Origin of the sequence: Enterobacter sp. S-33 (assembly GCF_028735835.1) — a bacterium.
GTDB lineage: Bacteria > Pseudomonadota > Gammaproteobacteria > Enterobacterales > Enterobacteriaceae > Enterobacter > Enterobacter vonholyi.
On sequence record NZ_CP117838.1, the window covers coordinates 3,134,715 to 3,147,605 of the forward strand.

The 12,891-nt window shown below is 56.7% G+C and carries 11 protein-coding genes and 1 pseudogene; 6 read left to right on the plus strand and 6 right to left on the minus strand.

Annotation, left to right across the window (positions count from 1 at the left end):
- Position 1: 1 nt before the first annotated feature.
- The 5 genes and pseudogenes from bglF to PUP35_RS14870 form a co-directional block, all read right to left on the minus strand.
- Positions 2-1,962: pseudogene (gene bglF / locus PUP35_RS14850) on the minus strand (PTS beta-glucoside transporter subunit IIABC); the annotation flags it as partial.
- A gap of 29 nt (positions 1,963-1,991) precedes the next feature.
- Positions 1,992-2,825 (minus strand): BglG family transcription antiterminator LicT, encoded by an 834-nt coding sequence (gene licT / locus PUP35_RS14855; RefSeq protein WP_115875840.1) that lies wholly within the window; start codon positions 2,823-2,825, stop codon positions 1,992-1,994.
- Positions 2,826-2,991: 166 nt separating this feature from the next.
- Positions 2,992-4,281 carry a carbohydrate porin gene (locus PUP35_RS14860; RefSeq protein WP_441315737.1) on the minus strand — a complete coding sequence of 430 codons (1,290 nt, stop codon included), beginning with the start codon at positions 4,279-4,281 and terminating at the stop codon, positions 2,992-2,994.
- 358 nt (positions 4,282-4,639) lie between these two features.
- Positions 4,640-5,572, minus strand: coding sequence for a tRNA dihydrouridine(16) synthase DusC (dusC, locus tag PUP35_RS14865; protein ID WP_274240358.1), 933 nt, complete (start codon positions 5,570-5,572; stop codon positions 4,640-4,642).
- Between the two features lie 41 nt (positions 5,573-5,613).
- A complete protein-coding gene (locus PUP35_RS14870) occupies positions 5,614-6,411 on the minus strand; it encodes an AraC family transcriptional regulator (RefSeq protein WP_274240359.1) in 798 nt (265 codons plus the stop codon).
- Positions 6,412-6,470: 59 nt separating this feature from the next.
- On the opposite strand from PUP35_RS14870, the gene PUP35_RS14875 reads away from it, so the two are divergent.
- The 6 genes from PUP35_RS14875 (at position 6,471) to PUP35_RS14900 (ending at position 11,824) form a co-directional block, all read left to right on the plus strand.
- Complete coding sequence (locus PUP35_RS14875; protein ID WP_274240360.1) at positions 6,471-7,175, plus strand: type 1 glutamine amidotransferase; 705 nt, start codon at positions 6,471-6,473, stop codon at positions 7,173-7,175.
- A gap of 190 nt (positions 7,176-7,365) precedes the next feature.
- Positions 7,366-7,761, plus strand: coding sequence for a CidA/LrgA family protein (locus tag PUP35_RS14880; protein WP_111965323.1), 396 nt, complete (start codon positions 7,366-7,368; stop codon positions 7,759-7,761).
- Positions 7,758-8,453, plus strand: a complete 696-nt coding sequence (locus PUP35_RS14885) for a CidB/LrgB family autolysis modulator (RefSeq protein WP_111965322.1) — start codon at positions 7,758-7,760, stop codon at positions 8,451-8,453. Before PUP35_RS14880 ends, PUP35_RS14885 begins: the two co-directional genes overlap by 4 nt.
- A 129-nt stretch (positions 8,454-8,582) precedes the next feature.
- Positions 8,583-9,467, plus strand: a complete 885-nt coding sequence (cdd, locus tag PUP35_RS14890) for a cytidine deaminase (RefSeq protein WP_274240361.1) — start codon at positions 8,583-8,585, stop codon at positions 9,465-9,467.
- A gap of 127 nt (positions 9,468-9,594) precedes the next feature.
- A complete protein-coding gene (gene sanA, locus PUP35_RS14895; protein ID WP_115875848.1) occupies positions 9,595-10,311 on the plus strand; it encodes an outer membrane permeability protein SanA in 717 nt (238 codons plus the stop codon).
- A gap of 124 nt (positions 10,312-10,435) precedes the next feature.
- The gene (locus PUP35_RS14900; RefSeq protein WP_274243278.1) at positions 10,436-11,824 is read left to right on the plus strand and encodes a glutamine synthetase family protein; all 1,389 of its coding nucleotides are present in this window, start codon (positions 10,436-10,438) and stop codon (positions 11,822-11,824) included.
- A 50-nt stretch (positions 11,825-11,874) separates the two neighbouring features.
- Here PUP35_RS14900 and mglC read toward each other — a convergent pair whose 3' ends face one another.
- Positions 11,875-12,885, minus strand: coding sequence for a galactose/methyl galactoside ABC transporter permease MglC (gene mglC, locus PUP35_RS14905; protein ID WP_008500921.1), 1,011 nt, complete (start codon positions 12,883-12,885; stop codon positions 11,875-11,877).
- Positions 12,886-12,891: the final 6 nt, after the last annotated feature.

The following is a 12,891-nucleotide window of genomic DNA, read 5'->3' on the forward strand; positions in this document are numbered from 1 at the left end:
GTTATTGATGGCTTACGCTGAGTAACGGCGCACCGGCACTGACGGACGTTGCCGCCACGGTCACCACGTCGCGATACTCATCGCTGTTACTGATAATAATCGGGGTCGCCAGGTCGAATCCGGCATCGATAATCGCCTGTCGGTCAAACTCCAGCAGTAGATCGCCGGGCTGTACTTTGTCACCCACCTTCACGTGGGCGGTAAACGGCCTGCCGTCGAGCTTCACGGTGTCGATACCCACGTGGATTAACACTTCAATCCCGCTGTCGCTAAGCAGGCCGATGGCGTGTTTGGTCTGGAAAAGAGAGGCCACCACGCCGGCAAACGGGGCAACCACTTTGTTATCGGAGGGAATAATCGCGGCACCGCTGCCCAGCAGGCCGCTGGCAAAGGTGGTATCCGGCACCTGGTCGAGCGCCAGAACGGTGCCGGTCATCGGTGCCAGCACATCGTTTTCACCCACGGAGACCGCCCCTTCTGTCGCGGTGTTTCCTGGCATACCGGCGACCAGCGTCAGGCCGCAGCTCAGCACCAGCGCCACCGCGGTGCCGATCACGCCTCCCCACAGCGTGGCGTTTACCCCACCAGGCGGAATCATCTGGGCGATGGTAAAGATATTGGCGAAGCCGAAGGAGTACACGTGAGTGTCGCTGAAGCCGACAATCGCCCCGCCGATAGCCCCCGCCACGCAGCCGAAAATAAACGGACGGCGCAGCGGCAGGTTTACGCCATACACTGCGGGTTCGGTGATACCGAAAATACCTGCCGTCACGGATGAGCCGGCCAGCATTTTCTGACGCGCATCGCGGGTGCGCAGGAAAATACCCAGCGCCGCCCCCACCTGACCAAACACCGCGGGCAAGAGCATGGGCAGCATGGAGTCATGCCCCAGCACCGCCAGGTTGTTAATCATCAGCGGCACCAGCCCCCAGTGCAGGCCAAAAATAACGCAGACCTGCCATAGCGCGCCCATCGCCGCACCCGCCAGCCACGGCGCCAGAACGTAAATACTCTGATAGCCGTTCGCCAGCAGCTGGCTCAGCCAGGTCGCCAGCGGCCCGATAACGAGGAAAGTCAGCGGCACGGTCACGCCCAGACAGATCAGCGGCGCGAAGAAGTTTTTCATCGAGGAAGGCAGCAGCCTGGTGCTCTGTTTTTCAAGCCAGCAGCTCACCCACGCGGCGAGAATAATCGGGATCACCGACGAGCTATAGTTGAACCAGGTGACAGGGATGCCCAAAAAGGCGTCCGACACCGCGCCCGGCTGCTGGCTGGCGTTAAACGCCGCAATCATTACCGGATGGGTGAGCGCCCCACCGATCACCATGGTAATAAACGGGTTGCCGCCGAATTTTTTCCCGGCGGTATAGCCCAGCACCATCGGGAAGAAGAAGAACAGCGCGTCGCTGGCGGCAAACCAGATTTTATACGTGCCGCTCCCGGTCGTGAGCCAGCCGCATACCACGGCCAGCGCCAGCAGCCCTTTCAGAATACCGGACGCGGCCAGAATACCGATAAACGGGGTGAAGATCCCGGAGACGATGTCGATCAGGCGGCCCAGCAGGTTCCCCTTTTCACCCTTCTCTTCCACAACAGGGGCGTCATCCGTAAGGCCTGCTTCATTACGGACAGCCTGCCAGACGTCGTGAACGTGGTTGCCAATCACCACCTGAAACTGGCCGCCGCTTTCGACCACCATGATTACGCCCGGATTTTTCTTGAGCCCTTCCGCATCCGCCCGTTGATTCTCTTTCAGTTTGAAGCGAAGCCGGGTCGCGCAGTGCACAAGACTGACGATGTTCTCTTTTCCGCCAACGTGGCCGAGAATATCCTTCGCTAAAGCCTGGTATTCCATCTCGATTTCCTTACATCCGATGCCCGCAGGCACCTGTTGACTGAGTACAAAAAATAAAAAAACCCGAGAACGGCCTTCTGACGAAGGCCGCGCTCAGGTTTTGCCTGCGTAGTGCAGTAACAATCCTGTTTGAGGCTTAACGCCCCTCTTTTCTCACCCGCTCGATATGAATGGCGAGGAACATAATTTCTTCGGTCGTCAGCTCACGCTGATAGCTTTTGTTCAGGTGCTGGGCGATTTTCTCGGCGCATTTCCACGCTTTCGCGTAGTTGTCTTTTACTGCCGTATGCAGCGAGACATCGTCATCTTCCACCACGGTGCGGGTGAGCATCCGCTGGGCAAAAAACTTCAGGTGGGTGACAAAACGCTGATAGCTGAGCGACTCTTCGTCATACTCAAGCTGCAGCTGATACTTCACCAGCTGGAGGATCTCCTGCATCACCCGCGTCACGTGCATCACCTCCGGCATTTCGCTGTTCAGCTGCGCGGTGACCAGATGCAGCGCGATAAAACCGGCCTCATCCTCCTCCAGTTCGACGTTCAGGCGTCTGGCGATAATGGCCCGCGCCTCCTGCCCTAACTCGAACTCCTTCGGATACAGCCGTTTGATATCCCACAGCAGCACGTTTTTGATGGCCAGCCCGTTCTTCTGCCGCTCAATAGCAAAGTAGCAGTGATCGGTGAGGGTGATATACAAGCTCTCCTGAAGCTTGCCCAGCCGCTGCGTCGCCAGCCCGATGATGCGATCGCAGGTGGTCATCACCTCCAGCGGAATTTGACTCAGCAGCTCTCCGAGCCGACGCACCAGTTCATCGCTTTGTAATGCAAACACCTTTTCAACCAACGCGGTATCCAGCGCTTCACCGACGCGCTTCTGAAAGGCCAGCCCACGGCCCATCACCACCTGTTCGCGCCCGCGCTCATCCTGAACAACCACCACGTTATTATTGAGTATCTTGGCGATTTTCATCGGAACCCCAGAAACAAAAAAACCTGACCTCCGGCAGATGCCAGAAAATCAGGTTTTGCCTGCATAAGCAGTAACAATCCAGTTCTGGCACTCTATCAGTTTCATTCGTAGCCTCAATGCGTCACGCGTCAGAAACGTGACGCGGATCGAACTTGCTACGGTGATATCAGAAGGTCACCACCGTTTTCAGCTCGGTGACCCAGGCATCCTGGGTGCGGCTGACCCCGCCGGGATGATGCCAGTACTGAATGCCCGGCTGCAGCTCGAGCCATGACGCCGGACGAAAACGGTAGTAAAACTCGCCGTTCAGGGAATGGCCCGGCACCGGGTGATACGCCGGATTGTCATAATCGCTTACGCCGCTCAGGTTGTTCAGGTAACGCTGGTTGCGGGCGTACTGGCTGCTCATATCAATCCAGGTTAAGCCAAAGCCAATCCAGTCTTCCGGTCGCGCATCAAACAGCCCGCGGTAGCGCAGCGAGGCGGCGTATACCTGGTGCATGTAGTTACTGCTCTGCTCCGCAAGGCTCATGCTGAACGAGGTACTCAACCCGCGATTCGGATCGTCCTGATGCTGCGTTAGCTGCTGGTTCAGTCCGGCGTACATAAACCAGGTCCGGCTGTGCGTATCGAATCCGTCCGGGTCCGTCGCCCCCGCCCCACCCGATTTGCCGCGATAGAGATCGGTTTGCGGCGCGTTGGTAAATACCACGCCCAGGTTGTACGCGCCCGGCAGGCCGTTAATCAGCGGACGCGCTTCGATTTCAACCGGCAGTAAGATCCCTTTGCTGCCCTTCGTCGACCAGCTCCAGGCATGGCTGCGGCTGGCGGCCTGCGGATTCTGCTCCATTACGCCGCCTTTTAAGGTCAGCGTCGGGGTGAGTTTATAGGCAAGCGTGGTGCCCCAGGTGTGTACGTTCCAGTTGTTCCAGGTCAGCGAGTTGGCTGACTTCCCGCCGCACTGGGACAGCAGCTGGAAATCACAGGGGATAATTTGATCGAAGGTTTGCACCTTGTTCATCATCCCGATGCGCCAGGTCAGACGCCGGTCGTCAAAGCTGCGGGCAAAGGTCAGCCAGCCCAGACGGGTAATCGACTGCCCGCCCCAGCTCTCCTGGGTCAGATCGTTGAAGTTGACGCGCGGGTCCTGCACGCGTTTGGTGGTGAGGTCGTCATTGTGGTTGCGGTTGACGATGTTCCCCTCGATACGCGCGTCCGGGATACCGGTCCAGCGCTCCAGATCCTGGTTGAAGGTCAGCGCGAACTGGTCAATATAGGCCACGTGGGAGTCGTGGTTATATCCGCCACCGCCGTTCCAGCCAATTTCATTCAGGTATCCGAGGTTATAGGTAAAACCGTTATCGTTAAGGATTTTACGTATGCCGAGCATTTCGCCCAGCACAGGCTCCGGCGGAGCTTCAAACCCTAATACCGTACCGTTCCAGTCTTGCGCCATCGACAGCGGGGATATCGCCAATAAGGCGAACGCATAGAGTTTATTTTTATATGCCATGATAACAACCTGTGATTGAGTATTGAGTGCGTAACCGGCCGCAGGAAATTTTTCTATTTCCTGTCGATAATTCATTTTTTAAAATCATTAAAAAGCGCTAAGCCAAATGTCTCTCCTGCGTAAACGACAGGAAAAAAAAAACCTAAGCGCTCCACAGCGAAAATGCTGTGAAACGCTTAGGTTTTGCCTGTTAACCAGTAACAATCCTGCGTTGAAAACAGTGGCACCTTAACACCGTCGCGCCACGTTGAAAACCTGAACTGTTTTCTGTTTTAAAAAAGTGTGAGCAATTTAACGCTTATTATTTCGACTGAATTACCCGGGCAATATCAGCCGACGTCTGTAAAGTACGAATCTCCTGAAATAACCCCAGCGCTTCATCATACTCTTTGCGTAAATAACTCAGCCACTGTTTAACACGCGCGACGTGATACAAACCGGTATCGCCCTGCTTTTCCAGACGGCTGTATTTTTGCAGCAGCGTGACGACGTCTGCCCACGGCATTCGCGGCTCGTTATATTTCACCACCCGACTGAGGTTGGGCACATTCAGGGCGCCGCGACCGATCATTACCGCATCGCAGCCGGTGGCCTGCAGACAGGCCTGCGCGCTCTCGTAGTCCCAGATTTCGCCGTTAGCGATCACCGGAATAGAGAGGCGTTTGCGGATCTCGCCGATCGCATGCCAGTTTATGCGCTCGGCTTTGTAGCCGTCTTCTTTGGTGCGGCCATGCACCACCAGCTCGGTGGCTCCGGCCTGCTGCACCGCATCGGCGATTTCAAACTGCCGCGCGTCGCTGTCCCATCCCAGGCGCACCTTAACCGTCACCGGCAAATGTGCGGGCACGGCCTCGCGCATGGCTTTCGCGCCGCGATAAATCAGCTCAGGATCTTTCAGCAAGGTCGCCCCGCCGCCGCTGCCGTTCACCAGCTTCGACGGGCAGCCGCAGTTGAGATCCACTCCGTATGAGCCCAGCTCAACCGCGCGGGCGGCGTTTTCCGCCAGCCATTCGGGGTACTGGCCGAGCAGCTGAATTCGCACCAGCGTGCCGGAAGAGGTCCGGCTCTGGTTGTGCAGCTCGGGGCACAGGCGAAAGAAGGATTTTACCGGCAACAGCATATCGACCACGCGCAGAAATTCCGTCACGCAGAGATCGTAGTCGTTCACCTCGGTCAGAAGCTCGCGCACGAGGGAGTCGAGCACGCCTTCCATTGGGGCCAGTAAAACACGCATAGCAGTACCTGTGAAAAAAGACGCGCTATAGTAGCCGCTCTCTATATCGCTGGGAAGCGCTTCTGTTCGGGGAGAAAGTCAGCCGGCGTTGCCCCGACAATCGCGCGAAACGCCGCCGCAAATGCCGCCTGCCCTGAAAAACCCAGCATCCAGGCCACCTGCTTAACCGGGTATCCGTTGGCGAGCAGGTCCAGCGAGGCACAAATCCTTGCGCGCTGTCGCCAGGCCCGGAAGCTAAAGCCAGTATCTTTGATAAACGCGCGTGAAAACGTGCGTTCAGACATCGCGGCCCGTTCCGCCAGCCTTTCCAGAGAAAGATCCCAGAGATTATTGGCAATGATGTCACAGGCAACGCGATGTAAGCGCTCATCCACGGGCATCGGTAATTCGGCCGAGATTTGCTGAGCTTCACTGAGAATATCGAGCAGCAAAACGGCCATGCTGCGCTGAGTGGCTGGCCGGTATTCCGCGCTGAACAGCCCGGCAATCAGCTCTTTGAACAACGCTGTCGCCATAATGACGTGAACTTCTTCTTTCCGTTTAAAAGATTCGCATTGCGATATCAGCGCAGGGCTAAACCAGACCGCGCGCAGCTCCGTTGCGGATAACACGCTGTAGGTATGCTCCTGAAAGGGAGGGATCCACAGCGCGCGCTGCGGCGGTATGACCCAACGCTTATTGCCGGTTTCGACCAGCATCACCCCTTTGATGGCAAACAAAAGCTGTCCCTGTGAATGCTGGTGAGGCGGATCCACTTCGCCGCGCGTATAGCTAATAGCCCCTCTGGACCATCCGATGTCATCGTCATGAATTGGCGTTTTATCGATAACGGTTGGCATTTCACATTCCTCCCTTCCACTTATGATGCTGCTTGTACACGTAACCGAAGAGAGACGCAATGCACATTCAATTTATCATTCATGAACATTTCGAAGCGCCGGGCGCCTATGAAATCTGGGGGAAAAGCCGCGGCCATACTCTGAGCTACACCAGAGTTTATCAGGGCGATCCTTTACCCGAGGAGCTGGGGAGCACGGACCTGCTTATCATCATGGGAGGCCCGCAGTCCCCCGCTACCACGCCTGAGGAATGCCCCTGGTTCGATGCACAGGCGGAAAAGGCACTCATCAGCCGCGCGATAGAGGCAGGTAAAACGGTGATAGGCGTTTGTCTTGGCTCGCAGCTTATCGGCGAAGCGCTGGGGGCAGCGTTTTGCCATAGCCCGGAAAAAGAGATCGGCAAATTTCCCGTCAGGCTCACCGATGCAGGCAAGGCGAACCCGCTGTTTGCGGATTTTGGCCACGAATTGAACGTCGGTCACTGGCATAACGACATGCCAGGGTTGACGCCGCAGGCTAAAGTGCTGGCTTACAGCGAGGGCTGCCCCCGTCAGATCGTGGAATATGGCGAACAGGTTTACGGTTTTCAGTGCCATATGGAGCTGACGCCGGAGGTTGTAGAGTTGCTGATTGAGCATTCGCAGAATGACCTCCGCCGCGCGGGTGAATTCCGTTTTGTCGAAACGGCGGAAAAACTCCGCTCGCATGATTATCGCGAAATGAACCAGGTGCTGTTTTCTTTTCTCGATAAACTGACCGCCTGACGCTGATGCCTTCTCTGGCGCGTTACTTCGCCAGTGCAATTCCTTTCCTCTAAACTATTGCCTGCACCAGTAAGATGATACCGGACGTTCCATTCCGGAATGTCTGGTATGCTCAAAATTCATGATGTGATCCGTGGCACATTTTTAGGTTTAATTGTATGATGAATGCGTTTCAGCAAGGACTATCACCATGAGCAAAACATTGAACATTATCTGGCAATATCTGCGCGCATTCGTCCTGATTTACGCCTGCCTGTATGCCGGGATTTTCATCGCGTCGCTGCTGCCCATCACCATTCCCGGCAGCATTATCGGCATGCTGATCCTCTTCGTGTTGCTGGCGCTGCAAATCCTGCCCGCAAAATGGGTCAATCCCGGCTGCTTCGTCCTCATTCGCTATATGGCGCTGCTTTTCGTGCCTATCGGCGTCGGGGTCATGCAGTATTTTGATTTGCTCAAGGCCCAGTTCGGCCCGATTGTTGTCTCCTGCGCGGTGAGTACGCTGGTGGTTTTCCTGGTCGTGAGCTGGAGTTCGCATCTGGTGCATGGCGAACGTAACGTGATTGGGGAGAAAACAAAAAAATGATGGCCAATATCTGGTGGTCGCTGCCGCTCACCCTCGCAGTATTCTTCGCCGCACGTAAGCTTGCCGCGCGTTTCAAAATGCCGTTGCTGAACCCGCTGCTGGTGGCAATGGTGGTGATTATTCCGTTCCTGCTGCTCACCGGCATTCCTTACGAACGCTACTTTGCCGGCAGCAAAATTTTAAACGACCTGCTGCAGCCCGCAGTTGTGGCGCTCGCCTTTCCTTTATACGAGCAGCTGCACCAGATCCGCGCCCGCTGGAAATCCATCATTACCATCTGCTTTGTCGGCAGCCTGGTGGCGATGATCACCGGTACGTCGGTGGCGCTGTTGATGGGGGCCTCCCCGCAAATTGCCGCCTCTATTCTGCCTAAATCTGTGACCACGCCTATCGCGATGGCGGTTGGGGGTAGCCTCGGCGGTATTCCAGCAATTAGCGCGATGTGCGTTATTTTCGTCGGTATTCTCGGCGCGGTGTTTGGCCACAGCCTGCTGAACGGTATGCGCATTCATACTAAAGCGGCACGAGGTCTGTCGATGGGGACAGCTTCCCACGCCCTGGGCACTGCCCGCTGCGCGGAGCTGGATTATCAGGAAGGGGCGTTTAGCTCGCTGGCGCTGGTGATCTGCGGAATTATCACCTCCCTGCTGGCCCCGTTCATTTTCCCGCTGATTCTGGCGGTGATGGGCTAAAATTTGCGATGCGTCGCGCAAATTTCATTTTGCTTTCATAAGTTGCATACATAATGAGAAGTGGATCACATATAAAGCCCTGACGGCTCCGTAAACTACCGATCCATTAACCTTTATGAGGCAAACGCCATGCACCCACGTTTTCAAGCTGCTTTCGCCCAGCTTGCAGAGAATTTGCAGTCAGCCCTGGCTCCCGTTCTGGCAGATGCACACTTCCCCGCCCTGCTGAACGCGGAGCAGGTCACGATGCTGAAACAGGCAACGGGACTGGACGAAGACGCGCTGGCTTTCGCACTGCTTCCTCTGGCTGCCGCCTGCGCGCGGGCCGATCTCTCCCATTTTAACGTCGGGGCCATTGCGCGCGGCGTCAGCGGAACCTGGTACTTCGGTGGCAATATGGAGTTCCTGGGCGCGACCATGCAGCAAACGGTTCACGCCGAGCAGAGCGCCATCAGCCACGCCTGGCTGCGCGGTGAAAAAGGCCTGAGCGCCATTACCGTTAACTACACTCCGTGCGGCCACTGCCGTCAGTTTATGAACGAGCTGAACAGCGGGCTGCAGCTGCGCATCAACCTGCCGGGTCGCGCGCCGCACACGCTGGGCGATTATCTGCCTGACGCATTTGGTCCGAAAGATCTGGAGATCAAAACGCTGCTGATGGACGATCAGGACCACGGTTACGCCCTGTCCGGCGATGACCTGAGCCAGGCGGCGATTACCGCCGCCAACAAGAGCCACACGCCGTACAGCAAGTCTCCGAGCGGCGTGGCGCTGCAGTGCCGTGATGGCCGAATCTTCACCGGCAGCTATGCGGAAAACGCCGCGTTTAACCCAACGCTGCCGCCGCTGCAGGGCGCACTCAACCTGCTGAGCCTGAACGGCTATGATTATCCGGACATTCAGCGCGCCATTCTGGCTGAAATTGCCGATGCACCGCTGATCCAGTGGGATGCCACCGCCGCAACGCTCAAAGCGCTGGGCTGTACGACGATTGACCGCGTACTGCTGGCGTAATCCTTCCGGCGGGCAAAAATGCCCGCCCGTTTGCTGAAAAACCCCTCAGTTGAGTCGCTGTTTCTTGCGCTAACCAGGCGGGTAAAGTAGCCTGAATTAAATTTCACCTTCGGTACGAGCCATCTGCATGTTAAAGCGCGTTTTTTACAGCCTGTCTGTCCTGGTCGGCATACTGCTGTTGATCGTGCTGGGCCTCGACCGCTGGATGAGCTGGAAAACCGCCCCCTACATCTTTGATGACCTGCAGGACCTGCCGTATCGTCAGGTTGGCGTGGTGCTCGGCACCGCCAAGTATTACCGCACCGGCGTCATCAACCAGTATTACCGTTACCGCATTCAGGGCGCGCTGAACGCCTACAACAGCGGCAAGGTGAACTACCTGCTGCTGAGCGGCGATAACGCCCTGCAAAGCTACAATGAACCGGTGACGATGCGTAAGGACCTGATTGCCGCGGGCGTGGATCCGGCCGATATCGTGCTCGACTACGCCGGGTTCCGCACCCTGGACTCCATCGTGCGCACGCGCAAAGTCTTCGACACCAACGACTTCATCATCATCACCCAGCGCTTCCACTGCGAGCGCGCGCTGTTTATCGCCCTGCATATGGGCATTCAGGCGCAGTGCTACGCGGTGCCGTCGCCAAAAGATATGCTGAGCGTGCGCGTGCGCGAGTTCGGCGCCCGCTTTGGTGCCCTGGCCGATCTGTATATCTTTAAGCGCGAACCGCGCTTTTTAGGCCCGCTGGTGCCGATTCCGGCGATGCACGAAGTGCCGGAAGACGCGCAGGGGTACCCGGCCGTCACGCCCGAGCAACTGCCGGATATGCAGAAAAAAGAGAAATAGCGGGACCACCTTTATACTTTCTTTACGGCCGGCCTGACGCTTTTTATCTCCCCTTTACGTCTGCTCTTTTAAGCTGAGTTCACTGCCGCTACGGCTTCATTGAAGAATGACTATGAACTCGATAATGAATGCGTTTTTCCTCAAAAGTCTCCGCCCCTACTTTAACTCTCCCGGTTTATCACTCCCTGGCGCACTTAATTCTGGTCTCTGGCTGGATGAAAAAATTGACGCCCTGCAGCACAACGTTGCCGTGGAAGTGGCCGATTACCTGGAACGTTACCCGCAAACGAAACATGTTGACGTTTACCTGAACGATATCAACGGCACGATGCGCGGCAAGCGCCTCTCGGTAGAGAGCATGCTGAATCTGGAAAAAGGCTGTTATTTTCCGCTTTCCGTCTACTCAATGGACCAGAAGGGAAAAATCGCCGCCTCGCTTTATGATGAACCCGACCGGCTGTGCGTCCCGGTCGCCGGCTCTTTGCGCCCCTGTCCGCAGGATCCAGAGCACACGGCGCAGATCCTGCTGACGATGAAAGACAGCGACGGTAACCCCTGCCCGCTTGAACCGCGCGCGATACTGCAGAACGTCGTGGCCCGCTTCCACCAGCACGGCCTTTTCCCGGTCATTGCCCCGGAAATCGAGTTCTATCTGACGGGACAGGGCGAACGCGATCCGCAAAATCAGGGCTGTTTTCACCTGGATACCTCGTCGGCGCATGCGGCGCTGTTTGACGAGCTGGAACAGCTGGCCCACCTGCAGCGCATCCCGCTGTCAGGGGTCGTGGCGGAAGCCGAGTCCGGACAGTACGAATTAAACCTGAAGCACAGCCATCGCGTCGTTGAGGTCTGCGATAACGTGCTGGCGCTTCGTCGCCTGACCCGTTACGTTGCTGAAAAGCACGGTCTGCAGGCCAACTTTATGGCTAAGCCTTTCAGCCAGCTTGCCGGCAGCGGCCTGCACTTCCATTTCAGCCTGAACAATCGTCACGGCGAAAACGTCTTTGCTTCCCCGGTGAACGCGCTTAACAGCATGATACGTTTGTGCGTCGCGGGCCAGCTGGCGCTGATGCCCGCCTCCGTCGCCATTCTTGCGCCAGGCGTCAACGCGTTTCGTCGCCTGCGTAAAAGCCTGACGGAACCCGTCTTTAACTCCTGGGGCTATAACACCCGCTCCGCCGCCCTGCGTATTCCCTGCTCGGATGAGAGTAACCGTCGTATCGAGTACCGGCTGGCCGGGGCCGATGCGAATCCGTATCTGGTGGCGGCCACTATCCTGACCGGCATGCTGTACGGGCTGGAACATATCGACGAGGGGGATCTCCCTGAACCGCAGCACGACCAACCGGAACTGCCGCTGTTCCAGCAGGAGGCGATTGAGGCCTTTGCCCGCTGTCAGTATCTCACCGACAGCCTGGGCGATGCCTTTTCCGAACAGTGGGTCGCCTGCAAGCTCTCTGAACTCGACTGGTTTGAGCGCATTGTGACCCGAGAGGAATCCCATCTGGCATAGAGCATAAAAAAAGCCCGCTCGGTGAGCGGGCCGGGTATGGAGAGAGACGATTACTTCTTACGGGCGTACTTCAGTGAATCCAGCGCAACCGCGAAGATAATGATGGCGCCCTTGATGATGTACTGCCAGTACGGGTTCACGCCGATATAGGTCAACCCGTAGTTGATGACGGTGAAAATGATCACACCGGTCACCACGCCCAGTACCGTACCCACACCGCCGCTGAAGGAGACGCCGCCCACCACGCAGGCTGCGATCGCATCCAGCTCATACATGAAGCCGAGGTTGTTGGTTGCAGAGCCGATACGGCCCGCTTCCAGCATCCCACCGAAGGCGTAGAACACGCCGGACAGGGCATAGATGATGAGCAGGTTCAGAGCTACGTTAACGCCGGAGACTTTCGCCGCTTCCGGGTTACCGCCGATGGCGAAGATGTTTTTGCCGAAGCGCGTTTTGTTCCACAAGATCCAGACGAAGGCCACCGCAATCAGCGCATAGAAGGTGATGTACGACAGGCGGAAGCTGCCAAGCGCAATAAACCCTTGCGTAAAGGTCGAGAAGCCGCTGTCAAAGCCCGAGATTGGCGAAGCGCCGACGAAGTCGTAGTACAGGGAGTTGATACCGTAAACGATGATCATCGTACCCAGGGTGGTGATAAACGGCGTCACGTTCAGGTAGGCGATGATAATTCCGTTGATCAGACCAATCACCGCACCGATGGCGCAGACAATCAGGATCACCACGAAAATCGGCATGGTGGCCATTTCCGGGAAGACCTTGTTAGCGTTTTCCATCGACTGCAGCAGAGTTGCCGCGATAACCGCCGCCAGACCCACCTGGCGACCGGCAGAAAGGTCCGTCCCCTGGGTCACGATCAGGCCCGCCACGCCCAGCGCAATGATAATACGCACGGAGGACTGGGTCAGAATGTTACTCAGGTTCAGCAGGCTTAAGAACGTAGGGTCCTGGAAAATGATGATTGCCAGCAAGACTAAAAGAACAACGTAAATACCGCCTTCTTTCAGGTAAGTGAGAAAACTTTTTTTATTTAACGCACTCATGAGGAG

Bases quoted from the DNA above. Each gene is read 5' to 3' on its own strand.
- licT (WP_115875840.1), bottom strand. From the start codon at position 2,825: ATGAAAATCGCCAAGATACTCAATAATAACGTGGTGGTTGTTCAGGAT.
- PUP35_RS14870 (WP_274240359.1), bottom strand. From the start codon at position 6,411: ATGCCAACCGTTATCGATAAAACGCCAATTCATGACGATGACATCGGA.
- PUP35_RS14875 (WP_274240360.1), top strand. From the start codon at position 6,471: ATGCACATTCAATTTATCATTCATGAACATTTCGAAGCGCCGGGCGCC.
- PUP35_RS14900 (WP_274243278.1), top strand. From the start codon at position 10,436: ATGAATGCGTTTTTCCTCAAAAGTCTCCGCCCCTACTTTAACTCTCCC.
- PUP35_RS14880 (WP_111965323.1), top strand. From the start codon at position 7,366: ATGAGCAAAACATTGAACATTATCTGGCAATATCTGCGCGCATTCGTC.
- cdd (WP_274240361.1), top strand. From the start codon at position 8,583: ATGCACCCACGTTTTCAAGCTGCTTTCGCCCAGCTTGCAGAGAATTTG.
- PUP35_RS14885 (WP_111965322.1), top strand. From the start codon at position 7,758: ATGATGGCCAATATCTGGTGGTCGCTGCCGCTCACCCTCGCAGTATTC.
- sanA (WP_115875848.1), top strand. From the start codon at position 9,595: ATGTTAAAGCGCGTTTTTTACAGCCTGTCTGTCCTGGTCGGCATACTG.
- PUP35_RS14860 (WP_441315737.1), bottom strand. From the start codon at position 4,281: ATGGCGCAAGACTGGAACGGTACGGTATTAGGGTTTGAAGCTCCGCCG.
- dusC (WP_274240358.1), bottom strand. From the start codon at position 5,572: ATGCGTGTTTTACTGGCCCCAATGGAAGGCGTGCTCGACTCCCTCGTG.
- mglC (WP_008500921.1), bottom strand. From the start codon at position 12,885: ATGAGTGCGTTAAATAAAAAAAGTTTTCTCACTTACCTGAAAGAAGGC.